Annotated in this window: 19 protein-coding genes; 11 read left to right on the plus strand and 8 right to left on the minus strand. The window is 64.9% G+C overall.

Annotation, left to right across the window (positions count from 1 at the left end):
• Positions 1–13: 13 nt before the first annotated feature.
• The 3 genes from KX816_03710 to KX816_03720 all read right to left on the minus strand — a co-directional run bounded on the left by KX816_03710 (position 14) and on the right by KX816_03720 (position 3,460).
• On the minus strand, positions 14–1,153 hold the full coding sequence (locus KX816_03710; protein QXQ07168.1) for a DUF1501 domain-containing protein: 1,140 nt from the start codon (positions 1,151–1,153) through the stop codon (positions 14–16).
• A 2-nt stretch (positions 1,154–1,155) separates the two neighbouring features.
• A complete protein-coding gene (locus tag KX816_03715; GenBank protein QXQ07169.1) occupies positions 1,156–2,634 on the minus strand; it encodes a DUF1800 domain-containing protein in 1,479 nt (492 codons plus the stop codon).
• Positions 2,635–2,734: 100 nt separating this feature from the next.
• Complete coding sequence (locus tag KX816_03720; protein ID QXQ07170.1) at positions 2,735–3,460, minus strand: hypothetical protein; 726 nt, start codon at positions 3,458–3,460, stop codon at positions 2,735–2,737.
• Between the two features lie 194 nt (positions 3,461–3,654).
• Here KX816_03720 and KX816_03725 point away from each other — a divergent pair, with 194 nt between their 5' ends.
• The 9 genes from KX816_03725 (at position 3,655) to KX816_03765 (ending at position 15,517) form a co-directional block, all read left to right on the plus strand.
• On the plus strand, positions 3,655–4,056 hold the full coding sequence (locus KX816_03725; protein QXQ07171.1) for an acyl-CoA thioesterase: 402 nt from the start codon (positions 3,655–3,657) through the stop codon (positions 4,054–4,056).
• Positions 4,057–4,146: 90 nt separating this feature from the next.
• The gene (locus tag KX816_03730) at positions 4,147–4,914 is read left to right on the plus strand and encodes a 2-oxo acid dehydrogenase subunit E2 (GenBank protein ID QXQ07172.1); all 768 of its coding nucleotides are present in this window, start codon (positions 4,147–4,149) and stop codon (positions 4,912–4,914) included.
• 263 nt (positions 4,915–5,177) lie between these two features.
• Positions 5,178–7,499: a TonB-dependent receptor gene (locus KX816_03735; protein QXQ07173.1), complete on the plus strand. Its 2,322-nt coding sequence runs from the start codon at positions 5,178–5,180 to the stop codon at positions 7,497–7,499.
• 272 nt (positions 7,500–7,771) lie between these two features.
• Positions 7,772–8,605, plus strand: coding sequence for a kinase (locus KX816_03740; GenBank protein ID QXQ08383.1), 834 nt, complete (start codon positions 7,772–7,774; stop codon positions 8,603–8,605).
• Between the two features lie 174 nt (positions 8,606–8,779).
• Positions 8,780–9,247, plus strand: coding sequence for a MarR family winged helix-turn-helix transcriptional regulator (locus KX816_03745; GenBank protein QXQ08384.1), 468 nt, complete (start codon positions 8,780–8,782; stop codon positions 9,245–9,247).
• A 232-nt stretch (positions 9,248–9,479) separates the two neighbouring features.
• Positions 9,480–9,965 carry a VOC family protein gene (locus KX816_03750; GenBank protein ID QXQ08385.1) on the plus strand — a complete coding sequence of 162 codons (486 nt, stop codon included), beginning with the start codon at positions 9,480–9,482 and terminating at the stop codon, positions 9,963–9,965.
• A gap of 171 nt (positions 9,966–10,136) precedes the next feature.
• Positions 10,137–11,498 carry an amidohydrolase family protein gene (locus KX816_03755; protein QXQ07174.1) on the plus strand — a complete coding sequence of 454 codons (1,362 nt, stop codon included), beginning with the start codon at positions 10,137–10,139 and terminating at the stop codon, positions 11,496–11,498.
• A gap of 23 nt (positions 11,499–11,521) precedes the next feature.
• Positions 11,522–12,898 carry an amidohydrolase family protein gene (locus KX816_03760; GenBank protein QXQ07175.1) on the plus strand — a complete coding sequence of 459 codons (1,377 nt, stop codon included), beginning with the start codon at positions 11,522–11,524 and terminating at the stop codon, positions 12,896–12,898.
• A gap of 237 nt (positions 12,899–13,135) precedes the next feature.
• The gene (locus KX816_03765) at positions 13,136–15,517 is read left to right on the plus strand and encodes a TonB-dependent receptor (protein ID QXQ07176.1); all 2,382 of its coding nucleotides are present in this window, start codon (positions 13,136–13,138) and stop codon (positions 15,515–15,517) included.
• 345 nt (positions 15,518–15,862) lie between these two features.
• On the opposite strand, the gene KX816_03770 is transcribed toward KX816_03765, so the two are convergent.
• Complete coding sequence (locus KX816_03770) at positions 15,863–16,240, minus strand: UrcA family protein (protein ID QXQ07177.1); 378 nt, start codon at positions 16,238–16,240, stop codon at positions 15,863–15,865.
• A gap of 113 nt (positions 16,241–16,353) precedes the next feature.
• Here KX816_03770 and gcvA point away from each other — a divergent pair, with 113 nt between their 5' ends.
• Positions 16,354–17,235, plus strand: coding sequence for a transcriptional regulator GcvA (gcvA, locus tag KX816_03775; protein ID QXQ07178.1), 882 nt, complete (start codon positions 16,354–16,356; stop codon positions 17,233–17,235).
• Positions 17,236–17,598: 363 nt separating this feature from the next.
• Positions 17,599–18,189: a PEPxxWA-CTERM sorting domain-containing protein gene (locus KX816_03780; protein QXQ08386.1), complete on the plus strand. Its 591-nt coding sequence runs from the start codon at positions 17,599–17,601 to the stop codon at positions 18,187–18,189.
• 84 nt (positions 18,190–18,273) lie between these two features.
• Here the strand turns inward: KX816_03780 and KX816_03785 are convergent, their stop codons facing one another.
• The 4 genes from KX816_03785 to KX816_03800 form a co-directional block, all read right to left on the minus strand.
• Positions 18,274–19,134, minus strand: a complete 861-nt coding sequence (locus tag KX816_03785; GenBank protein QXQ08387.1) for an OmpA family protein — start codon at positions 19,132–19,134, stop codon at positions 18,274–18,276.
• Positions 19,135–19,505: 371 nt separating this feature from the next.
• Positions 19,506–21,833: a DUF3772 domain-containing protein gene (locus tag KX816_03790; GenBank protein ID QXQ07179.1), complete on the minus strand. Its 2,328-nt coding sequence runs from the start codon at positions 21,831–21,833 to the stop codon at positions 19,506–19,508.
• A 557-nt stretch (positions 21,834–22,390) separates the two neighbouring features.
• On the minus strand, positions 22,391–22,813 hold the full coding sequence (locus tag KX816_03795) for a hypothetical protein (GenBank protein QXQ07180.1): 423 nt from the start codon (positions 22,811–22,813) through the stop codon (positions 22,391–22,393).
• Between the two features lie 239 nt (positions 22,814–23,052).
• Positions 23,053–24,141, minus strand: coding sequence for an AI-2E family transporter (locus tag KX816_03800; GenBank protein ID QXQ07181.1), 1,089 nt, complete (start codon positions 24,139–24,141; stop codon positions 23,053–23,055).
• Positions 24,142–24,379: the final 238 nt, after the last annotated feature.

Raw genomic sequence — 24,379 nt, forward strand, 5'->3', positions numbered from 1 at the left:
CCAGCCCATTGGCCTAGCTGTGCAGGAGGCCGGTCATGGCGCGGACGTTGTTACCCGGAAAGACCGTCCGCGACACCCGCTCGGGATCGAGCCCATAGGCCTCCGCCGTAAGTCCGAGCATCAGCGCGCGCAGGTCGGTCGTCGGTCGCAGGTCGCGGTTCTGGTACAGCTGCGACGGTGCGAGGCCGGGCCACTCGGCGATCACCCGCCCGCCGCGCACCGCGCCGCCGGCGACGATCGCCAGTCCACCGGTGCCGTGGTCGGTGCCGCCGGTGCCGTTCACTGCGGCCGTTCGCCCGAACTCGGTCGCGGCGAGGACGACCGTCTTCGACCACACCGGGCCGAGACCGAGCTTCAGCGCCGCCAGCGTGTCATCGAGCTGCTTCAGTTGTGTGCCGAGCCGTCGGACTTGAGCGGAATGGGTGTCCCAGCCGTTGATCTCGATCGTCGCCAGCCGCGGGCCGGCGGGCTTTGCCAGGAAGCTTGCGGCAAGCTTGCCCAGCGCCGCCGGGGCCATGGTGCCCGGACCGTTCGCTCCGGCGAGCATTCGCGCATCCATCGCCGCCGACCATAACGGATGCAGCTGCGGATCGGCGGAATACAGCGCCCCGACCCGGGCGAGCAGGTCGTCGCTCGCGTCGGGCAGCGCCGACGGCGCGTAGCTGGAGACCGGCGCCTTGCCCCGCAAGGCCAATGGCACGGTGGCGGCGATGGCGATTGCAGGGTCCTGCGGGACCATTCCGCCGAACCGGTTGAGCCAGCCATCCTTGAACGCAAAGGCGACGGTGCCGCCGGTTTCGAGGACGTTCTGCGCGTCGAAGTGCGAGCGCTCGCGGTACGGTGAGGCGACGGCGTGGACGAACAGCGCTTCACGACCGGCGTACATCGCGGCGGTCGCGGTCATTGCCGGGTGGAGCGCGAACAGCGTGTCGAGCTTGGTCGACTGGCCCTGCGGGTCGGCGAGTGCGCCGCGCAAGCCTGCGTACGCCGGATCCCCGACTGGCGACACCACGGACAACCCGTCCATCGCGCCGCGCAGGATGATGAAGACAAAGCGGCGGTCGGTCGGCGCGTTGGCCAGAGCGAGGTGCGGGCTCAACGCGACCATGCCGGTCAGCGCGGCGCGGCCGAGAAGTGTGCGACGGCTCAGCATGGTCATCTCCGCATGAACTCAGGTGCGACGAGCAACAGTGCGAGCGCTTGCGCCGGTGATGCGGCGCGCGCGATCGCCGCGCTCGTTTCGGGCCTCAGCGTGCCGGGCAGAAGGCGGCGTGCGAGCATTCGGGCGTCGAGCCGGTCGCCGATCGTCGCCGCCAGCCGCTGCGCCACCTCGACCCGGCGCAGCAGCGCATCGGGGGCCGCCCAGCTCGGGGCAGTATCGTCCCAGCCGGCCGGTGAGCGCGGTTTCCAAATCGACTGGCCAAGGTCCCTCAATTCAACCACGAACTTGAGATCCGGTGCATCGGTAACGCCGACGCCGCGCAGCGCCGACACCAGCCATTCCCAGGGTGTCTTGAACTTCGCCAGCGACCGCGACCAGATTTCGGGCGCGTCGATCAGCGTCTCATACACCCGCGACAGATCGCCCCCGGTCTTCATGTGTGTCGCCGCCAGCCGTTCGACCAGCGCCGGCGGCGGCACGTCGCCGGCGAAGTGCCGAGCCAGCTTGGTCGCGAGATGGTGCGCGGTCGCCGGATGCACCGCGAGGTCGGCGAGCATCGCGCGTCCTTGCGCGTCGCCGTCCTGCCGGTAGGTCTTGCCGAGCAAAACCCGCTCGCCGGGCTGATGCCAATCAGGCTGGAAAACGAACCCACCGTCGACGGCTGCGATCGCGGTCGTCGGAGGCAGGAAGCCGCCGACACTCCAGCCCGTCAGCGCCCGTGCCAGTTCCTGGACATCTGCTTGAGAATAGCCGCTACCGACCCCGAGCGTATGCAGCTCGAGAATCTCGCGCGCCAAATTCTCGTTGAGGCCGACGCTCTTCGTCCTGGCCTGGCGCAGCGACGCGCGGCGTTGCACGGCGCTGTCGGGTCCGATCGACTGGATCTGGTCGAGATACGACAGCATCGCCGGATGGGTTTCTACCGCCTGCAGAAGGTCCCCGAAGCGACCGAACACATTGGGCCTGATCGCCTCGAACTCGAGCGTGCCGGCCAGCCCGAGCATCACGACATTGTCCGCCGAAACCGCGAAGTGGTTTGCCCAGAAGTATGTCAGCCGCTCGGCGAACGGCGCCGGCGTGGTCAGCGCCGCCAAGAGTCGCGCTCGCTCCTGTGCCTCGTAGCTATCGCGGTTGAAGTGGCGAACGTCATGCTGGAGCGGCTTGCCCGGTGTCGCCGGCTTGGCGAATGCGACTGGCATGACCGCGGCCGGGGCGGTGGATGGGGCAAGCCCCGCGTTCGCGGCACGCTTGGCCTTCATGCTCGCGGCTCGCACCTGCGTAGAATACTCGTGCCACGCCGCTGCAAGCGCGGAACTGTGGGGCGTAGCGGCGATAACTGTGGGGCGGGGGTCGAAGTGGTGCTGCTGGGCGCGGAGCCAGGCTTTCGGGTCAGCCGGCGGGGTTTCGCCAGCGCGGGCACCGAGGCCGAAGCGGTTCAGGGCGATCGCGGCGCTCACTGGTTCGGCAGGCATGCCGAACATTACGCGCGGAAGTGTTGATATCCTCTGTGTGTGCCCAGCCGATTTTTGGCTCAGCGGGTTCCGGCTCAGGCGATTTCCGGCTTGGCCATCTTCAACTCCGCTGTGCTGCAGCCTGTTGCGGTTTGCGCAGCCAGGAGAGCAGGAAGGGCCTGAGGAACTGTGACGTGCCATTTGGCGTCGCGATGTCGATACTTCGCGTCTGGAACTGCCGATAAATGACGACGCTCAGGATGGCCGCGTAAAAGCACCACACCGAGGCGAAGGCATAGCCTTTGACGAGATGGACGATCGTCAGCCCGACGACGTTCAGCACGCCGTAGACCCTGACGACGCGATGGCTCGACAACAACAGCGCGCCGCACGTGGCGAGGATGTAGAGCAGCGACACCCAGAGCACGCTGGTCATCGGGTTATGATAGGCGATCGAGTGGTGTTCGATGAATGCCTGCGTCGGAAACAGGATCACGCCGGCGATGTCAAAGGCAAAGACGACCGCCCCGACCAGCGTCAGCCCAAGGATCACCAGACGCCGCCAGCCGGGCGGCTCCATCAGCGCCACCGCCGTCGGCATCAGCAACGGCAGGACACCGAGCGCGTAGAACGTGAACATGAAGACGACATGGTCGAGCGCGAAAATGCCGATCCTGCCCTCCAAGGCGAACCAGACCAGGCCTTCGGAAAACTGGTGCGCCGCGAACAGCAACGGGACCGCGGCAAAGAGCAGGGCACGCGGCTCGCGGACATGGCGCAGCGTCGCCACTCCGATGATCCCGAGCCCGCCGGCGGCGATGAAGCTGGCGGTGGCCGAAAAGCACATTCGCAACGCCCCCGGGCTATGGCCGTACAACCCTGTGCCGTGCGCCCCCTCGCATAGCCAGCGCAATCGCATGGTCGATACGGTGTGGCCCGCGCCTGCCGGCAGAGGCGATGTTCGACTATTTACCCGCCACAAACTGCCGCCGGATATATTTGCGCGCTTGTCATTCCGCGAGGCCCGGTCAGAGTGGCGTCATGTCCGACTATGCACACTACGATCACGTCGTCGCTATCGAAGCGGCCGACATCGACTTCATGGGGCATGTCAACAATGCCAGCTACCTGAAGTGGATTCAGGCCGCCGTCATCGCACACTGGCAGCGGTTCGCACCCGCCGAGGCCGTCGCCGATCACCTGTGGGTCGCGCTCAAGCACGAGATCACCTACCGCAAGCCGACGTTCCTCGACGACGACGTGATCGCGACCGTGGTGCTGGAAAAGATCCACGGCGCCCGCGCGTTCTACGAAACCATCATCAAGCGCGGCGAGGTCGTCCTCGCCGAGGCCAAGTCGAGTTGGTGCTGCCTCGACGCGCAATCACTGCGCCCGGCGCGCCTTGCCAGCAGCGTCATCGAGCGGTTTCTCGGCAAAGCCTGAGGCGGGGGCGGCAACCCGGTTCCAAATGGTTGCGGCGGGCTAGCACTTTCCTGAGTTTACCGCCGACAGCTGGCTACGCTTAGTGGCCGGATGAACCCCCCTTCCGAACTCGACCCCAAAGCAGACGCTGCCGAACTCCTGGCCGAGCGGCTCGAACGCCTCGGCCTGCCGCGGGGCAGCTACACGGTCAAACCCCTCGACCGCCTGCGCAAGTTCATCGCCCAGCGGATGACCGACAGCGCCCGCGACATCCCGCACTTCCCGCTGTCGATGGACATCGGCCTCGACGCGCTGATGGCGGCGCGCGCGAAGCACAACGTCGGTGATATGCCGAAGCTGTCAGTCAACGACCTGGTCGTCAAGGCGGCGGCGCTGGCGCTGGTCGACGTCCCCGAAGTCAACGTCAGCTATACCCCCGACGGCATGCTCCAGCACGCCCATGCCGACGTCGCGGTGGCCGTCGCGGTCAAGGGCGGCCTGACGACTCCGATCGTCCGCTCCGCCGACACCAAGCCCGTCGCCGCGATCGCTGCCGAACTCCGCGATCTTGCCGCGCGCGCCGCCAAGTTCCGGCTCCAGCCCGACGAATACACCGGCGGCACGTTCACCGTATCCAACCTCGGCATGTTCGGGGTGACGAGTTTCGGCTCGATCCTCAATCCACCGCAGGCGGCGATCCTGTCGGTCGGTGCCGGGCGGCGGCGGCCGGTGTTGGTCGACGGCGGGCTTGCCGAGGAGCAATTCATGACCGTCACCCTGACCTGTGATCATCGCGCCCTCGACGGCGCGACCGGCGCGCGGTGGCTGCAGGCGTTCCGTGCTCTGGTCGAAGCGCCCGATCGTCTGCTCGCCGACTAATTTGCCGACGGACCTTGGCCAGCGGTTTGTGCTGCGTCGCCTCGACGGAATGCGCTGGTTAGAAGCGATGGGAGCGCTCGCGTCCGCCCTCAGGACGTGTCTCCGCTTAGCAACACAGCGCGCCGTTCTTGCGGTTTCGAGAGTTCCGACGGCGGGTCGGGCGCGCGTGTCACCATCTCGCAATACGCGTGTCATGACTCCGTAATGTGTGCCCGCCATGGCCCCGGTGCGCCCAGCTCAGGGCAGAATCAAAGGCCGGGAAAATGCAGCTGAAACATCTCTATCTGCTCGGCAGCGCCGCGCTGTGCACCGTATTGCCGTTCCGTACCCTGGCGGCCGACTTGGCTGCCGCCGACGCAGCCAGCGACGCAGCCGCCGCGACCGACGACACCAGCGCCGACATCGTCGTGCTCGGCTTCGGCCAGAGCCGCCAGGTCCAGTCGGTGACCAGCGACGACATCGCCCGGCTCACTCCCGGCACCAGCCCCATCAAGGCGATCGAGAAGCTGCCCGGCGTCAACTTCCAGTCGGCCGATGCCTTCGGTGCCTATGAATGGTCGGCGCGGATCTCGCTGCGCGGCTTCAACCAGAACCAGCTCGGCTTCACTCTCGACGACGTGCCGCTCGGCGACATGAGCTACGGCAACTACAACGGCCTGCACATCAGCCGCGCCCTGATCTCCGAAAACCTCGGCAGCGTCGAGGTCGCGCAAGGTTCGGGTGCGCTCGGTACCGCCTCGACCAGCAACCTCGGCGGCACTCTGCAGTTCCATTCGCGCGCGCCGTCCGAGACCTTCGATATCGTTGGTTCGGGTACCTACGGCAGCGACTCTACCTACCGCGGCTTTGTCCGCGTCGACAGCGGCGACATCACCGGCAACGGCCTGCGCGGCTACCTCAGCTACGGTTATCTGAAGACCGACAAGTGGAAGGGCTACGGCGAGCAGAAGCAGCACCAGGTCAACGCCAAGCTCGTCCAGGATTTCGGCGACCGCGGCTCGATCACCGGTTTCTTCAACTTCTCCGATCGCCGCGAGCAGGATTACCAGGACCTCAGCCTCGATATCATCAACCGGCTCGGCTACAACAACGACAACATTTCCAACAACTTCCCGCTCGCGCAGCAGTTGGCGCAGGTGTACGACAATCAGGTTGCAACGGCGGGCGGCAAGCCGTTGCCGTACCCGACTGCGGGCATTGCGTTTCCGGCACCCTACAAGACCGTCGACGACGTCTATTACGACGCCGGCGGCCTGCGTAAGGACTATCTGACCGGTGCCACGATCGACGCGCACCTGACCGACCGGCTCGAGTTCAAGCTGACCGGCTATTACCACGACAACAAGGGCCAGGGCGTCTGGTACCTGCCTTACCAGCCGACGCCCGGCGGTTCGTCGCTGTCAGTGCGGACCACCGAGTACGGCATCCGGCGCGGCGGCACGATCGCCCGCCTGTCCTACGACACCGGCGCCAACCACCTTGATGTCGGCGGCTGGTACGAGTCCAACACGTTCCGACAGGCACGCCGCTTCTACGGTCTTGCGAACCAGGCGACCCCATCGCGCCCGACGCTGCAGTTCAACACCGACCCGTTCTTCACACAGTTCGACGTCAAGTTCGATACCGAGACGATGATGTACTACGTCTCCGACAAGCTCGATCTCGGCGACAGGCTCACGGTGACTGGCGGCTGGAAGGGCTACAAGGTCATCAACTCGGCGCATCCCATCGTCAACACCGGCGGGCTGGCCACGGGCAAGATCGATGCGACCGACTGGTTCCTGCCGCAGGCGGGCGTGCTGTTCCGCGTCACCGATCACGCCGAACTGTTCGGCAATTTCACCCAGAACATGCGCGCCTTCGTCTCGGCGGCGACCTCGGGACCGTTCGCGGCGACACAGTTCGCCTTCGACACCGTCGGCGGTAACCTCAAGCCAGAGCGCTCGAACACCTACGAGGCCGGCGGCCGTATCCGCAGCGGCGGCTTCCAGGCGTCGATCGCGGGATATTACGTCGACTTCAAGAACCGCCTGCTCAACATCCCGATCGGCAACGGCCCCCAGGGGCTGGCGACCGGGCTGGCGAACGTCGGCGCGGTCCGGACCTACGGCGCCGAAGTCAGCGCCACCTACCGCATCGCCAAGCCGCTCTCGCTCTATGCCTCGTACGCGTACAACCACTCTAAATATAAGGACAATGTCGTCGACGTGAACGGCAACGTCCAGCTGACGGGCGGCAAGTTCGTCGTCGACTCGCCCGAGCACATGCTCAAGGGCGAGATCGCCTACGACGACGACACGTTCCTCGCCCGGGTCGGTGCCGACTACATGTCGAAGCGCTACTTCACCTACAGCAACGACGAGTCCGTGCCTGGTCGGGTTACCCTCGATGCCAGCATCGGCTACCGCATCCATGGCCACGGCTTCATCAACGGCGTGTCGATCGAGGGCAACGTCACCAACCTGACCGACAAGCGCTATGTCTCGACGATCGGTTCGAACGGCTACACCTTCAGCGGAGATAGCCAGACGCTACTGGCGGCTGCACCGCGCCAGTGGTTCGTCACGTTGAAGCGCGGGTTCTAAAGATCAGCTCTGTTCAGAACAGTGGCACAGGCGCGGGCATTCGCTGAACGCAGTTCATGTTCCTGTGCTACTGGTCTGGGCATCCTCGCTCATATTGCCATTGCGGCAACTGATCTGACTGACCACATCCGCCTCGGCAGCGAGGCGGATATGGGCAGCATCGACCGACGCGCCGGCAGTCGCTGGAACTTGGAGTCGGTCAGATTTGGCCATACACGGCGGCATGCTGCTCCATTGGCTTCGGCTTCGGTCGGATCGCACAGGTGATCAAATTGCCTGAGGCGGCAGAGCTTGTCGCCAGCTTCGTCCGCCGCAGGCTTGCCCGATTTCCGCAGCGTCCGCAGCTTGTCGGTCTGTGCGGCGCCCAGGGCAGTGGCAAGACGACGTTGGCGGCCGTCCTTGCCGCGCGTTTCAATCAGGCCGGCTGCCGAACCGTGGTGCTCTCACTCGACGACCTGTATCTCGGTGCCGCGGAGCGGCGGCTGCTGGCCCGCGAGGTTCATCCGATGTTCGCCGTGCGCGGCGTCCCCGGCACGCACGACGTCGACCTCGGGACAAGCCTGATCGAGCGCTTGCAGCGTCCCGGATCAGTGAGATTGCCGCAGTTCGACAAGGCAACCGACGATCGCGCGCCCGAAAGTACCTGGCCGGTCGTCGAGGCACCCGCCGATTTGATCCTGTTCGAGGGCTGGTGCGTCAGTGCTCGCCCGCAGCAGGCTGCAGAATTGACCAAGCCGATCAATGCGCTCGAGGCCACGCGTGACTCCGCGGGGGTATGGCGAGGCTATGTCAACGAGGCGCTTACCGGCCCGTATCAACGGCTGTTCGCTCCCATCGACCTGCTGGTTTTCCTTGCCGCGCCGAGCTTCGAGATTGTGCGCCAGTGGCGGGGGCAGCAGGAAGATGACCTGCGCAAGCGATCACGAGTGGGCGCGACAGGCCTGATGAATCCCGAGCAAATCGATGCGTTCATTCAGCACTACGAGCGGCTAACGCGCCATATCCTCGCAGAAATGCCGAGCTACGCCGATCATGTCTTGTGCCTGGATGAGAGCCGCAATGTCGTTGCCGCACCCAATGGGGGCGACTGGCCCGCGCTGACGTAACAATCTACACGTCGCTGGGCATTGCGGCGCAAGACCTTGCTACTGCGGCTCGCGTTCTCGACCGCGCTCGTCGGCCGAGCGCCGGGCGCGCGGCCAAGTTTTGCAGGGGAGCGGACGATGACGGAGCAGGGCTTGCAGAGCAAACGGCGGCCGGCAGCCACGGCGAAACAGGTCATGCCGGAACCGGGCGGCCCGGAGCTCGAGACGGGCGACGGCTGGCTTACCGAGTTCCTGCCCTACCAATTGTACCGTGTTACCAATCGCCTCAACATGCGGCTGCAGAACCGGCTGCGCGCGATCGGCATCAGCGCATCACAATGGCGGGCGCTCAGCGTTCTGCGCGCGCACGGCACGCTCACGATCGGCAAGATCGCCGAGCATGCTTTGATGGAGCAGCCCACCGTTAGCCGCGTCGTCGATCAACTGGAGCTGGACGGGCTCGTCGTGCGACGCATCGCCGACGCCGATTCGCGTCGTATCGAGGTTCGGCTGACCGCCAAGGGTGTCGCCGCTTTCATCGATATCCTGCCGTTCGCGATGCGGCACCAGAAGCTCGCCTTCGAAGGCTTGAGCCCCGTCGAAATCCTGACGCTGCGCGAACTTCTCGCGCGGATCGAGCGCAACATCGACCTGTACGACTGATCCCGCAGGGCAGGCGCCGGATCGGCTGCGATCAGCGACAATGGCACGATTGGTCACCGTCGATGAGGCGATGATCGATTGACGCACTGCAGCAACTACGTGACATTCGTAAATCTCGGTGGTTGGCGGTGAATTTCGCCACGGGTCGGATGAGCGCGCAACCAGCCTGTCCATCCGCTGGGATGGCCGACAAGGAGGGTGTATGCTGGAGACGATCGAGCGTGAACCCGAGATGCCGCCACGTGTCGGCGAGACCGTCGTTCGCGGCGTAATTCCGCGCCTCAGCGGCGTCATGACGCTGTTCTATTACGACGACGTCGCTGCCGCAGCGCGCTGGTACGCGGCCAATCTCGATTTCGAAAAGGTCATCGACTACGATTGGCTGACTGTCTTTCGGGTCGTCGATCGCAGTTACCTCGGCCTTGTCGCCGCCGGTGCCGGCAGCCAGCGGCCCGTTGCCGGCGCGAACAAGGGCGCAATGATCAGCATCGAGACCACCGATCTCGACAAATGGCACGACCGCTTCTTCCGGGCGGGGGTCGCGGGCACCGGTCGGGGCCTCGATATCGGCTGTGACGGCCAGAGCATCGAGTTCAAGGTGCAGGATCCCGGCGGCTATACCGTCGAGTTCTTCGAGTGGATCGATCCCCCGATCGCCTGGACCGATGGCGACGAACAGCGGCGACGACTTTTGCGCCTGTTACCCCTCGCAGACTGACCACAGGGTCGCGCGTCGCTCGAGAGTGAATGCATACTCGCGGAGGACCTGGTCGACGCACCGATAATCATGAACAAATAGTTTCATGAATTATCATATGCATAATCAAGTTTTAGGCTTGAATGATTATTGGTGCTGTGTACGCTGTGTCGACAAAGGGGAACACAGGCCATGCGCGTTACACGCTTTCTTACAGCGATCGCCGGCCTGCTCGCGTCCGCCGCTTTTGCCGCGCCGCCAGCCGTCATCCACGCCGGACAACTCCTTGAAACGCCGGGCAAGCCGCCGCTGGTGCAGGCGACTCTGGTGGTGGTCGATGGCAAGGTGCGCGAGGTTCGCCAGGGCTTCGTCGACCCAGCAGTGCTCGGCCTGCCTGCCGCAACCAAGGTTATCGACCTGTCGCGGATGTTCGTCATGCCGGGCTTCATCGACCTGCATGTCCACCTGAGTTCGATCGGAATACGCGACGCCGCGGTTCGCAAGCCGACGGAGTATTTCAGCCTGGTTGGCGCGCATAACGCCAACACGACGCTGATGGCCGGCTTCACCACAGTCCGCGACCTGGGGTCGATCGGCTACACCGTGTTCGCGCTCCGCGATGCCATCCGCGACGGCCTGGTGCCGGGGCCGAAGATCCTCGCGTCCGGTGATCCGATCAGTCCGACCGATGGCCACGCCGACAATCACGGCTACCGCGAGGACGTGATGAACGCGATGCTGCGCCGCGGCGTCTGCGACGGTGCCGACGACTGCCGGCGCGCCGTCCGTGCCGCGGTCAAGCGCGGCGCCGATGTCATCAAGGTCATGGCCAGCGGCGGGACGCTCGACGAGTCCGACGCCCCGACCGACAAGCAGTTCACCGATGCCGAACTGCAGGCCATCGCCGAAACCGCACACGGGCTCGGCCGTAAGGTCACCGCCCACGCCCATGGCAAGGACTCGATCGACGCCTGTATCCGCGCCGGCTTCGACTCGATCGAGCACGGCATGTGGGCCGACGCCGAGACGCTGAAGGCAATGAAGGCCAAGGGCATCTGGTTGATCCCGACGGTCTATCCGATCGACTATGTCGGCGACACACCCGAGAAGGTGCGCGCCGGGCCGATGAAGGACCTGCCGCCGGTCTCGCTGGCCAAGGTCATCGCGCTCGGCAGCCAGCCGAAGAAGCTGGCGAAAATGGCGCACCAGATCGGCACCAAGATTGCCCTCGGTACCGACGCCGGGGTCTATCCGCACGGGCAGAACGCCAACGAGTTCGTCGAGTATGTCACCGCCGGCATGACGCCGATGCAGTCGCTGATCGCCGGCACCTCGGACGCCGCCGAGGCCGGCGGCATCAAGGGCGTCGGGCGGCTCGAGCCGGGGATGGCGGCCGACCTCGTGGCGCTGGCGACGAGCCCGCTCGACGACATCCGCGCGGTCCTCGACGTGCCCTTCGTCATGCGCGACGGCATCGTCTTCAAGGACGGCGGCACGGCCGTCCCGATCCAGCAGTCGCGCGTCGAAACCGACGACGTGCAGGACGCCTACTGACCTCCTTTCGACAGGAAAAAGCGATGCAGACGGTCCGGGCGATGCGCAGACTCCTACTCGGTGCGGCGGCGACGCTGGCGCTCGCGGGCATCGCGCGCGCCGATACCTATACGATCGAGCATGTCACCGTGATCGACGGCCGCGGGTCGCCGCCGAAGCCCGACATGACCGTCGTCGTCGACGGCGAGCGGATCGCCTCGGTACTGCCTTCCGCGGTCGCGGGCGCCGTCCGTGGCACGGCGATCGACGGGCGCGGCAAATACCTGATGCCGGGGATGATGGATATCCACATCCACCTGCGCGGCGTCACGCCCGGCATGAACCCCGACGGCACCCACAAGACCGACCGCAAGGTCGCGCAGGCGGCGCTCGCCAGCTACCTGTATGAGGGCTTCACCAGCATCTACGACGCCGGCAACCAGCCCGAGAACATCCTCTACGAGCGCACCGAGGAGCGCGCCGGCCGCATCCAGTCGCCGCGCATCTTCGCGACCGGTAATCTGATCACCTATCCGGGCAGTCACGGCGACTCGATGGCGGTTCGTATCGCCAACTTCGAGAAGGACAAGGCGCTCCTCGACAAGCACATCGCCGAGCAACAGCCTGACGTCCTCAAGGTGACGTACGACGAGGAGGGCTGGGGCAGCCGGCCGATGATCACGCTGATGCCGCTGCCGCTGCTGCAGGACATTATCCAATACTACAACATGCACGGCATCCGCACGACCGTTCACGTTTCCAACGAGCGGCGCGCGATCGAGGCGATCTACGCGGGTGTCGACACCCTCGCCCATCCGGTGATCCAGGGACCGGTCAGTGATGCGTTCGTCAAGCTGATGGCGGTAAAGAAGGTCCCGTTCGCGACGACGCTGACCATAGGCGAAAACTACAGCCGCCTCACCGAACATCCCGAGTTCCTCGACCAGCCCGACTATGTCGCGGCGTTCGCGGCCGACGAGCGCAACAAACTGCGGACCGAAACCCGCGCTGCCTACCAGGCTCGATCGTGGACGTGGTGGATGAAACTGATGACGCCGATCTGCGAGGAGAATATCCGCAAGATCGTTGCCGCCGGGGGAGTCGCTGCGCTCGGTACCGACCAGTCGAGCGGACCGGCGGCGCACCGCGAGATGCAGTTGCTGGTCCAGGCCGGGCTTACACCGCTCGAGGTAATCAAGATCGCGACCTACAACGGCGCGGTTTTCCTTGGGAAGGCCGATGACCTCGGCTCGGTCGAGCCGACCAAGCTCGCCGACCTCGTGCTGCTCAACGCCGACCCGAGCGTGAATATCGATAACGCCAGCAACATCGCCCTCGTCATCAAGAACGGGAAGATTGCAGACGAAAGCAAGATGCCGCTGGCAGGTGGGGTGCAGAAGAGACGCTACACAGCGAAGTAATCAGTCCCCCAATCCGGGAACCAAGATATCGATAAATCGCCGCTCTAGCAGCGGCGCATAGGCTGCTGGCGTGATCGTGACGTTCGAGACGACCGTATAGTTCACAGAATAAATCCTTACGGCGGGTCACCGACCCGAGCAGTCAAGTTTTGCTGTTGCTTTAAGCCTGAAGGGACGTAACATATGATTCTGAATATGCTGGCGCGGGGAGGCGCGGCACAGAGGGGAACACCGGACATGACGAGAAGGTCATCATTTTGCGCGCTCGCTACGGCCCTGCTGGCGTCGCCCGTCGCCGGCATCGCCGCTCCCGCTGCCACGGCTGACGTCACCGCCGCAGCGGCTGATGATGCCCTTGGCGGCGATATCATCGTCACCGCCCGCAAGCGCGGCGAGGAGCGTCTGCAGGATATTCCGGCGTCGATCTCGGCGCTCAGTGGAGACACGCTGGCGAAGATGGGCGTCTCCAAGTTCGAGGACTTCGCCTACAGCGTCCCCGGCCTGACCTTCACCGACCAGGGCCCCGGCCTCAAGCGCTACACCCTGCGCGGCGTCCAGTCGGCGGGGCAGGAGCAGGTTGCGGTCTATTACGATGAGGTCCCGATTCCGGGCATCCAGAGCTCGAGCGGCGACAGCGGCTCGCAGATCGGCGACCTCAACCTCTACGACATGGAGCGTATCGAGGTGCTGAAAGGCCCGCAGAGCACGACCTTCGGGTCGAACTCCCAGACCGGCGCGATCCGCTTCATCACCAAGAAGCCCGACCTGCACTCGGTCAGTGGCTCGGCGAAGGTCACGGGCGCGGCCGTCGCCCATGGCGATCCGAACGGCAGCATCTACGGCATGGTCAACATGCCGCTCGTCGACAACGTGCTCGGCATCCGTGTCGTCGGCTACTATGACCGGACCGGGGGCTACATCGACAATACCCGTCTCGGCCAGAAGAACATCAACTCCGACGACACCTATGGCGGGCGCGGCATTCTGCGTTACGAGCCAAGCACCAGTTTCTCGGTCGACGCCGAAGTCTGGCTGCAGAAGCGCAACACCCACGGCAGCAGCGACTACAGTCCGTACGACACGTTCCACCAGAGCGGCGACACCAGCAATCCCGGCTACAAGGACAATGTCCCGAGCTTCGCATATTTTCAGACTGGGGAGTTCAAGAGCGGCAACTACGTGGAGACGCCGCGTCCGGATACGCAGCAGATCTACTCGCTGACTGCCAACGGCGACCTCGGCTTCGCGCAGCTCACCGTCACCGGCTCGCTGTATAAGCGCAAGCTGCAGTTCTACCGCGACAACAGTTTCTCGGTGATCTCGCTCGGGGTCGGCCCGGTCGGCGCGACGTGCCCGGGCAACAAGCCATGCGTCCGCGCCGACCTGTTCCCCGAACTCACCGACCAGACCCAGAACCTTAACCAGAAGGCGTTCGAGGCGCGGTTGAACTCCAAGGGCACCGGCCGTTTCCAGTGGGTTGCCGGCGTGTTCGCCCGCGACCGCCAGTCGGGCTTCCGCAGCTATTCACCGATGGTCGACAGCGACGGCCAGATCATCACCGCCAGCACGCCGCCGACCGGCTTCTCGACCGCGGTCGGTGCCGGCATCGAGGATTGCAACCCGTGCGCGTTCGCCCGGGTCAACACCCGCAGTATCAAGGAGGCCGCGGTCTTCGGCGAAGGCACCTACGACCTGACCTCGTGGCTCGAGGTGATGGGCGGCCTGCGCTACTACGATGCCAAGCAGCGCGATCACGGCCTGACGCTGTTCCAGTTCCCGACCTTCGGCAGCACTTTGCCGGCACCGTACGACCGCAAGCTCGACGAGCACCGCCTGATCAAGAAGGGGCAGATCTCGGTCAAGCCAACCGAGGACATCAGCATCTACGCGCTCGCCTCGCAGGGCTTCCGCCTCGGCGGCACCAACCAGTCGGCGGCGGTCCAAATCCCCGACGGCTACGAGTCGGACTCGCTGTGGAACTATGAGCTCGGCTTCAAGTCGACGTGGTTCAATCGCCGGTTGATCTTCAACGCCGCGCTGTACCAGATCGACTGGAAGAACATCCAGGTATCGGGCCGCGATCCGACCGGCTCGTTCGCCTTCATCGGCAACGCTGGAGCCGCGAAAATCCAGGGTGCCGAGGTCGAGGTTCAGGCCCGTGTCGCCGAGGGTTTCGACGTCAGCGGTGGTTTCAACTGGCTTCCGAAACGCGAGCTGACCGAGGACCAGATCAGCACGGATATCGCCGCCCCGGGCAAGAAGGGTGACAAGATCCCGCGCATCCCGGCGTTCACTGCGACTGCGTCGGCGCAGTACACGGTCGCGCTGCCGGTCACGGGCTGGACCGGGCTCCTGCGCGGCGACTATAGCTACAAGGGCAAGACCGGCACCGAGCTGCGCCCGACTTCGGCGACATACCGGACACAGCATGCATACAGCATAGTCAACCTGCGTGCCGCCGCCAACAATCTCGATAATGGAGTCGGCATTGCGTTGTTCGCCGACAACATCTTCGACAAGGCTGGTGATGTCTACATCAGTGCCGCCGCCGTGACGCCCACCACCAAGTACACGAACCGCCCGCGAACGATCGGCGTCGAACTTACAAAGGCCTTTTAGGACGCGGCTATATCTTGGACGTTACGCCCCCACGAAGCGCAGCCGTTTAGCAATCGCCCGGAGTCAGAAGACGTTGCAGAACGGCAAGACCGTACGAGCAAGCCTGCTAGCTTGTGCGTACGGTCATCCGTGTCGCGCCTCGGAGCTGGATTGCATGCCTCCAGTACCGACCGACCACAGCAAGGAAGCCTCTCGGCGCAGGGATCAACGCTCGGCGGTCATCGCTGCGTAGGGCCGGGCATGCTTGACCGCGTCGTGGTAGCAGCGCTGCTCGGCGAGCCTCAGCCACCGGCCGGCACTGCCGAAGAAGCCGATGTCGCAAACCGAGCGCGCCGCGGCTCGGACTCAGCGATTGAGCGCGGCGCGCCCTTGAGGGGTCGACAAATCCAGGTCTGCGTAGCTGACGGTCTGAACTCGGACAGTGTCGGCGAGCGCCGGGTTCTCGACGATGGGGCTCGCTCCCGCCGCGGCGGCGAGGCAGAGGCCTGCGCAGATCGCCGTGCCGAAAATGCCGAGGGCGGCGCGCACGATGGTGTGACTAAAATTGAGGGACATCGCTGACTCCTGGATCTTGGGAAACGTCGTCGCGCTGGCGGTAACCGCCCCGGCGGAGCGGCGACTGCCCAGCCAGCGTCTCAGCCCGACCACGGCTTGACCGAATATGGCGGTCCAGTCGTGGTTGTGGTCGGCGAGCAGCCGGGTCGCTTGGTGGTCGAGGATCATGGCAGTCTCCCGTCGCTGGCGGCCACCGACCGCGCTCTCGATTTGCCTCCGCTGGGGTAGATCGGCCAACGAAAGCTTGGACACGGGCGATAAGCTCAGCTTATGGTCTGCCGATGCGCCGTTTGCCGCCTCTCGCTGCTGTCCGCGTGTTCGAGGCGGCTGCGCGCCACCTCAACTTCACCACCGCCGCCGACGAGCTCGGCATGACGCAGGCGGCGGTCAGCTATCAGGTCCGCGCGCTGGAGGAGCGGTTGGGGGTGCCGCTGTTTCTCCGCGCCAAGGGTAGGGTAACGCTATCGGATGCCGGTCGCCGCGCCGCGCCGCTGGTCAGCAGCGCGTTCGACGCGCTCGACGGTGCCTTTGCCGCGCTCCGCACGGAGGAGGCGGGAGTGCTGACCATCAGCAGCTCGACGACCTTTGCCTCGAATTGGCTGGCACCAAGGCTTGGCGGCTTCCAACTCGCCCAGCCCGACATTGCTGTGCGGCTGCACTCGTCGAACACGATCGTCGATTTCGCCCGCGACGAGGTCGATGCCGGCATCCGGTCGGTACGCGCACCGGGCCCGGGCCTTAACGCCGAGCCGCTGTTCACCGCCGACGTCACGCCGATGGCAAGCCCCGGCTTTCTTTCGCGCCACCCGATGCGCGTCCCAGCCGACCTGCTGACGGTCCCGCGACTGTCGCCCGACGACGACTGGTGGCCGTTGTGGTTCGCCGCGGTGGGCCTCGCGCCCGACCCTCAGCGCGCCGGGCTAAGGCTCGATTCACAGGTGATCGAGGGCGCGGCGGCGATAGCGGGACAGGGCATCGCCATCCTCAGCCCGCAGATGTGGACCCGAGAGCTGGCCGACGGCCGGCTCGTCGCGCCGTTTGCAGAACTCGCCTCGACGGGCGCCGGTTTCTGGCTTGTCTGCCCCGAGGGCCGCCGCAACGTCGCCAAGATCAAGGCGTTCCGTGCCTGGCTGCTCGCTGAGGTCGCGGCTGTCGTCGCTTGACGGCGCCGCCGGCTTTCTTCGAACCGACGCCCGCTGCCGAATTTTGCGCCTTCCTTGGAGTTTGGCGATCTACTCCGCGCAGCTGACGTTCAATCGGCATCGCATCGGCCAGTGATGAGCGGTCGCGCTGGGCTCTGTTAACCATTACGAGACAAATATGTCAGAATTCTTTACATAACGCGGGCCTCGTTAAGGCTACGAAACGGTGCAACATGTTGATTCGAAACACTTATAGCAGATGGCATTATACTTGCATTAAACGTTGCAAGGCGTCGCTTCGTACGAAGCTTAGCTGACACTAAAAGATACTTCCTAGGCCGGGCGCTCGGCGTGTGGCCTGCAGAAAGAACTCGCATGACCAGTATGCTTAAGCTTATCACGACCGCTGCGTTTCTCGGCTCCGCGTCCATCGCATCGGCTGCCACCACCCTGTATACCTTCGACGACGCTGCCTATCAGAGCGTCTTCTCGTTCAGCCCATATGCGTCGGTCGTTTCGGGCTCGCTGCATAACAAGTATGCTGCGCCGACGATCGCGGGCGTGGCTGATGCTACCAAGTATCTGGCCGTTCTCGGCGGTGGCCAGGCGACCTTCACCCAGGCTATCGGAAACATCACCACCGTCAGCTACGACTGGGGATCGATCGACCGGTTCAACTCCGTCAAGGCCTACAGTGGCGACACGCTTGTTTCGACGATCTACGGCTCGGCATTCCCGCCGGCCACGGGTGACATCTCGTCAGCCGCGACGAACAAGTACGTCACGCTGAACTATGCCGCTTCGGCGAACATCACCAAGCTGGTCTTCGGTTCGGACACCAACTCGTTCGAGCTCGACAACATCTCGGTCACGGCCGTCCCCGAGCCCGCCACTTGGGCGATGCTCATCGCCGGTATGGCTATGACCGGTGCGACCATGCGCCGGCGTCGCGGCGTCACCGTCGTCGCCTCATAAGCCGATGGCCGCGGTCCTGACGGACCGCGGCCAACTCGCTGGATTGCGAGAAGCACGGGGTGGGCAACACCCGCCCCGTGTTGCTTACAGGCCGTCGAGACCCTTGCTGACCAGGATATTCACCGCAACACGGCGGTTCTGCGCCTTGCCTTCGACGCTGTCGTTGCTCGCCAACGGATCGGCCTCGGCCATACCGGTCGGGGTCAGCATACGGTACGGTTTCCAGTGGCACGCCTGCTGGATATAATTGACGACGCGGCTCGCCCGCTTCTCGCTCAGCTGCTGGTTATATTCCTCCGGTCCGGTGGAATCGGTGTAGCCGACAACGAGTATCAGGGCATTCTTCATCCCCTCGGCGGTAGCCGCCGCGGCGCACAGATTGGCCCTGGCCTCGGCGGACAGCTGCGCTTTGCCGGTATCGAAGTTCACGTTCGTCGTGCCCTTGATGTTATACTGGTCGATGTCACCCATCCGGCCGCGCAGAGCGCCGGTCGCCGCAGTCTGTTCCTCGAAACCCTGGGCGGTACCGGTCCGGATCATCGTCGCGGTCTTGAAGTCGTTGTTCCGGAAATTGATCTGGCTCGCGACCAAGGCGTCGCCTGCCTGCATCGTCTTGACGGCGACTGGCAGGCCGTTGAGCAGCGCGGTCGAGGCAAGCGTGCTCCGACCAAGTCCGAGAAGACCCGTGCTGGCCTTTACCCGGGTCGAATCGTTGATGGTGATAATTGTCTTTTTGCCATCGGCGGCAGTAACTTGCATCTGGTCGCCGCTGCGAGCCGAGATCACACCCTTGATGTCAGGCCCCCTGGAGGCAGGCGAGGCTGGCATGGTCGCCCTGAGCTCGGCTTCCGGCGCGGGTTGCTGCGCAGACAAGATGCCCGGTACCGACGTGGTCAGCATGGCCACCAGCAAAAAGGCACTCGGCCCCTTGGAAATTGTGCTCATTAAGGCATCTCCATCAAACAATACCGGCAGCAATGCGTTGATATTCTGCTGCTTTTCCGCAGCAAGGTATCGATCACACACTAGGGATAAGCAGTCGATTACGGACAGGGCATCCGCAGCATCTGTCCGACCGTCCGCGTCTTGGCGCGCCTAGCAGTCGGTCCCCCTCCTTTTCGCTGCATGATCTACGCAGCGCACATGGCGAATATGAACAATAGACGCATGGTTGGTCTGGCCATCCTTTCTGGCGTATGAACGCTTCAGGATACAGGGCCAATGAAGTCGTTGACTCGAGCGGATCGTGCGGCAAACCGTTGTTCGTGCCTACTGCGCACTCAACCGTGCATTTTACAGATTTGCTTGATGCTTCTTTATTGCCCGGCGCTGGGCCAGCTTGCGCCAAGCTTCTGGGACAATGCCGTCAGCTCGGGGCCCGGTTCGAGGACTACGGTCTGGCCGCCAGCACCGACAAAGCCGATCTTGGCCTCGTTGAGCGCTTCGATGATCGCAATGTAGAGGTCACTGCGGACGCGAACGACGTCGCGCTGCGAGGCGACGAAGCCGAAGGCATTGAAGTTGACCGACCCGCCGGGTGTCAGCGCATCGACGAAGACCTTGGGACCAGGATCGTCGAGAACCTCGGTGGACGCATCGAGGACGTTGCGGATGACTGTGATGGCACGCGGTGCGTCGCCCGCCGCGCCGATCGATACCTGGAGCTGGACCCGGCCGCGCGGGTCGCCGAGCGTCTTGTTCTGGACCGGCTTCGAGATGAGGTCCGAGTTCGGCACGATCAGCGTCGTGCGGTCGGCTTGCAGGATCTCGGTGGCGCGGACCCGGATCCGCTTCACGTCGCCCTCGACGCCGCCGACGTTGACCAGGTCACCGACCTTGATTGGGCGCTCGACGAGCAGGATGATGCCCGAGACGAAGTTCTGGACGATCTGCTGGAGACCGAAGCCGATACCGACCGACAGGGCACCGGCGATCAGCGCGATCTGGCTGAAGCCCAGCCCGGCGGCGGTAAGTGCCCACAGCACTACGGCGCCGACACCGAGGTAGCGCACGCCGGTGCTGACCGAATTTCGCACCCCTGCATCCCAGTCGGTGACCGGCAGAAACCGGCGATCGAGCCAGCGCTGGGCGAGGTGGACGAGGCCCAGCCCGAGCACGAGGCAGGCAATGCCGGCCGCGAGCGAGCGCGGTGACAGTTCCAGCGAGCCTATCCGAAGCCCTTGCCCGACGCCGCCGATGTGGGCGGTGAGCACGTCGCCGTTGCGCCCGAACGGCGTCAGCGCGAGGCTGAGTGTACCGAGCACGATGAGGATCTGCAGCACCGCTGCGGTCACCACACCGAGTTGCCGGACAGTCGGGTGACTGAGTGCCAGCGTGTTGATCAACAGTCGCCCGATCCAGCCGCCTGGACGAAAGAGTTCATCAATCGCGTCGTCGGTGAAGCGCAGCAGCAAGTAGGCCATCGCGGCGAGCACGCTGACCCAGAACATCTGCGTCGAGACCAGCAGCGCGAGCGTCGAATAGCCGAATACCACCGCCCCGACGGTCACCGTGACGGCCAGGGTCAGGCCAAGCGCCACTAGCGTGACACCGGCCCCGCGCGCCGGCAGCGCGCTGTCGTTGTCCGCGGCCTCCGGGCGATCCTCGCTAAGCGCCAGCAGGATCAGGCCGGCGATCGCGGCATAGGCGAGCGAGGTGACGCAGTTGGCAGCGACGGTCGCGGCTAGGCTGGCCCCGACGACGTTGTTGACCTGGCTGATCAGGAACCCGGCCCCGGTAAGCAGCGCGGTCAGCCACGACAGCGACCGGGCGCGGCGCGCCATTCGCTCCGACACCAGCAGCAGGCGCTCGGAGGGGGTCCTGCCTCCCGCCAGCTGGCGGCTGAGCGCAAGCACTAGCGCTCCCCAGAACACCGCTATGACGGTCGCGTGCGCCAACGTGCCCGCCTTCTCCGATAGCAGCGAGGCCCAGTTCAGCCCGAGATTGACCGCCACCGCCGCCAATCCAGGGAGCATCGTATTGACCAGCGCCGTGGCGAGCGCGCGGGCGGACTGGTGAAAACGTCGAACCGGTCGATACCTGTCCGTGAAGCGGCCGATCAGGCGGAGCAAAGCCTGGCGCAGTAGCACCGCAAGCCCGAAGGCGAGCGCCAGCGACAGAGTGACAAGCAGTACTGCCCGCGTGTCGATCGCAGCGACGGCGGTATCGAACGCGTCGCTGGCCAGTCGCGACAGGCGCTGCGTGTCGGCCTCCAGGGAGTCACCGAGCGAGGTCCAGAACTCGGCCTCGAGCGGGGAAGCGGTGCGGTCGAAGGTGCGGGCATCGAAGGCGGTGCGGCGTCGCTGCGAGACCTCGGTGAAAATATGGTTCGCGGCGAGCGCCGCCTGACGCGCACGCTGCAACTGGCCGACAAGTAGCTGCTTCTGCCCGAGCAGCTCGTGCCGTTCGCGGCGCTCGTTCGCGCCGAGCCGCTTGCGCGGCTTCCCGTTGGTCATCGACAGCGGGCGCAGCCGGACATCCAGCGCGAGAATTTCACGAGTGCGTGCTCGGGCAAATGTGTCGGCAGCGGCCTGTGCGGCAGCGGTCTCCTCGCGCAGGCGCGCCAAGCTGGAGTCGGTGCTGGCACCGACCGCCTGCTTCTGCAGGTCGGCAACGTCGCGCGCCAGCGCGGCAAGGCCAGCCACGTTAGGATCAACTCGCGGAAGCGTGACCGGCTGGACGTTCGGGGTGGCCTGCGGCGCCGAAACAGTAGGGGCTGGCGGAGTCGCCACAACCTGCGCCTGCGCGACGGGCCCCGCCAGTGCCGCAACCGCAATAAGAGTGCCGGCTAATCCCGCAGTCAGTCGCCGCAAAGTCACGCCGGCGCCGAACCGGCCACGCCGCCGTCCAAGCCACGGTTCATAATTTCTCACGGTTTTCATGCCCTGCATCAAACGCCCGCAGAGTGATGATCGAAACAAATTCGCCCGGATTCGGGACGAAGGGTTCTGGCGAAGGGATCAACGAGTGGCACCGCATGAGCCTTCCGGCCACCATTGGACATGCCCTATACCGACCGGAGAGACAGGACAGGCGGGGTTACGGCGACCCCCGCTTCACCGCACCTGAGCCGGGCACCTGCTGCCGCTGATGGTCGCCGCGGGTGCCGCGAGCGGCGTCGGCACCCGGACTTAATTTGGAGAAGGTCTTTGAGACCGCGATCTCGGGGTTCCGCCTCGACTGGATTGTTGAGCTACAGGACCTAACCGAGCGGCATTTCCCGTGCGGTAGCGCCCGTCGCCATTGATCCCGACGGCAGGTCACCAGCGCGGATCTTGATCAGCCCGTGAAGCGGTACGTCGGTCCCGTTGACGCGGACGACAACGACCCGCGCGCCGAGCTTGTGGCTACCCGTATGCCCGAGCTCGTAGACATGACCGGCAGCCGGGCTGCCGCGCGGGATCACGACGACACCGTTCAACGACACGTCGTCGGCCACCTCGAGATAGATTTCGTCACCGGTCTTGTTATCGGCGGCGCTGAGCGGAGCCATCGTCATCAGGTGGACGACCGTGCCGCGCGGCAGGACGCGTCCGTCGGCGTGCGGAATGGTCGACGCGGAGAGGTTACCCGCCGCAATGGCAGCGATTGCTGCCGTCAGAAATGCTCGAACCGAAACCTTCATATCATCAACCTCGTAAGCTCTGCATCTTGTGCTGCAGTGCAGCATTCCGTTGTGCGGTGCAACAAAGTTTGCCAAATCGGTCATCGAAGCAATGCATGAGGACGCGACAACAGCCTGCCGGTTTGAGCTGGAAACGGCGCGATCCATTGTCCTCCGAGCGAACTCGACAGGGCCTGCCTTAAGCACGAATTTGGGGTGTCCTCGCCTCGGTGCGGCCGAGCCACTCCAGGGCGCGTACGTCACATTCTCTGCGAGAAGCGCCCGGTCTGGAAGTCGCGCCATAGCATGATCAGCACGGCCATCGCCGCCGGACCCACGAAGAGACCGAGAATACCGAGCGTCTCGACGCCGCCCAGAATACCGATCAGCACCCACAGGAACGGCAGCTTGGTCGCCTCGCCGATCAGGACGGGACGCACGACGTGGTCCGCGACACCGACCACCACCAAGCCGATCACCACGATCGCAATCGCTGCTCCAGCGGAGCCAGCGGCGAGCAAAAGCAGCGCGGCGATACCGATCAGCACGGCCGCTCCGAGCGGAATCATCGCGGCAACCGCCGTCAGCGCTCCGAGGAGCAACGGGTGCGGCACACCCAGCACAAGATAGGCAACCGCGAGCACCGCACCTTCGCCGATCCCGACGAGGACGAGGCCGTTGATGGTCCCGCGGATCGACGCCAGGACCTGATGCTCGACGCGGTCCCCCGACCTACCGAGCAGACGCTCGCCCGCGAGCCGGAAACTGCTCGCCAGCGCCTCGCGGTCGCGTAACAGGAAAAAGAGCGTCAGGAGCGCGAAGATGAGGACGACGAGCCTGTGCATGAGCCCGATGCCGAACGGTCGCGACTTGTGAAGCGCTGCGGCGTTGATGTGATCGAGTGTCGCCGCCGCAGCGTCGGGCGTCACAAGCGCGTTCTGCCACCAGCTGGCGATCGCATTCTTGCCGAACGGGAGCCGATCCGCCCAGGCCGGTAGCGGTACACCGTGAACGCGCGCGTCGGCGATCCACGTCGTCACCGAGTGGATCTCGGCAACACCCTGAACGAAACCGATCGCGAGCGGGACGACCACGAGCAGTGACAGGGTGACGGTGAAGATCAGTGGCAGAAACCGCCGGTACCGCGGAAACCGCCCCACGGCGCGTGTGTAAAGTGGCTCGATGGCGACGGCGAGGATTGCTCCCCAGACCAGCGGTCGAATGAAGGAGCCGGCGATCCATAGGCCGAGGCATCCGGACGAGATGACGAACGCCAGCCAGGCGAGGCGTTGCGACCGGGTCAGGCCGTCGCTGCTGCTTCCGAGATCAGGATTACTCGCTTGGTCCATGGTCCGACCTGCCACCGCACCCGCCACCATGTCCAGCCGTCGATGCGCGTCGGTCGGCCGGTCTCGGTGTATCAACGAGGGGAGGGCGACCGCCTTGATCTCGTCCGGGATCGGTTACAGACACGGCGTTTCACGCGCACGGCCCGTTCGGCGTCTTCAGTCACAAACCGGGATGATCAATGATTGCACTGGGCCGCATGGCGCGACCGCTCCAGCGTAAGTGCACCTCCTGTCGTCG

The organism is Sphingosinicellaceae bacterium, assembly GCA_019285715.1.
GTDB lineage: Bacteria > Pseudomonadota > Alphaproteobacteria > Sphingomonadales > Sphingomonadaceae > Glacieibacterium.

Excerpts from the sequence above, each read along its gene's own strand:
- KX816_03710 (QXQ07168.1), bottom strand. The coding sequence starts at position 1,153 with ATGCTGAGCCGTCGCACACTTCTCGGCCGCGCCGCGCTGACCGGCATG.
- KX816_03715 (QXQ07169.1), bottom strand. The coding sequence starts at position 2,634 with ATGCCTGCCGAACCAGTGAGCGCCGCGATCGCCCTGAACCGCTTCGGC.
- KX816_03720 (QXQ07170.1), bottom strand. The coding sequence starts at position 3,460 with ATGTGCTTTTCGGCCACCGCCAGCTTCATCGCCGCCGGCGGGCTCGGG.
- KX816_03725 (QXQ07171.1), top strand. The coding sequence starts at position 3,655 with ATGTCCGACTATGCACACTACGATCACGTCGTCGCTATCGAAGCGGCC.
- KX816_03730 (QXQ07172.1), top strand. The coding sequence starts at position 4,147 with ATGAACCCCCCTTCCGAACTCGACCCCAAAGCAGACGCTGCCGAACTC.
- KX816_03735 (QXQ07173.1), top strand. The coding sequence starts at position 5,178 with ATGCAGCTGAAACATCTCTATCTGCTCGGCAGCGCCGCGCTGTGCACC.
- KX816_03745 (QXQ08384.1), top strand. The coding sequence starts at position 8,780 with ATGCCGGAACCGGGCGGCCCGGAGCTCGAGACGGGCGACGGCTGGCTT.
- KX816_03750 (QXQ08385.1), top strand. The coding sequence starts at position 9,480 with ATGCCGCCACGTGTCGGCGAGACCGTCGTTCGCGGCGTAATTCCGCGC.
- KX816_03755 (QXQ07174.1), top strand. The coding sequence starts at position 10,137 with ATGCGCGTTACACGCTTTCTTACAGCGATCGCCGGCCTGCTCGCGTCC.
- KX816_03760 (QXQ07175.1), top strand. The coding sequence starts at position 11,522 with ATGCAGACGGTCCGGGCGATGCGCAGACTCCTACTCGGTGCGGCGGCG.
- KX816_03765 (QXQ07176.1), top strand. The coding sequence starts at position 13,136 with ATGACGAGAAGGTCATCATTTTGCGCGCTCGCTACGGCCCTGCTGGCG.
- KX816_03770 (QXQ07177.1), bottom strand. The coding sequence starts at position 16,240 with ATGATCCTCGACCACCAAGCGACCCGGCTGCTCGCCGACCACAACCAC.
- gcvA (QXQ07178.1), top strand. The coding sequence starts at position 16,354 with ATGCGCCGTTTGCCGCCTCTCGCTGCTGTCCGCGTGTTCGAGGCGGCT.
- KX816_03780 (QXQ08386.1), top strand. The coding sequence starts at position 17,599 with ATGCTTAAGCTTATCACGACCGCTGCGTTTCTCGGCTCCGCGTCCATC.
- KX816_03785 (QXQ08387.1), bottom strand. The coding sequence starts at position 19,134 with ATGAGCACAATTTCCAAGGGGCCGAGTGCCTTTTTGCTGGTGGCCATG.
- KX816_03795 (QXQ07180.1), bottom strand. The coding sequence starts at position 22,813 with ATGAAGGTTTCGGTTCGAGCATTTCTGACGGCAGCAATCGCTGCCATT.
- KX816_03800 (QXQ07181.1), bottom strand. The coding sequence starts at position 24,141 with ATGGACCAAGCGAGTAATCCTGATCTCGGAAGCAGCAGCGACGGCCTG.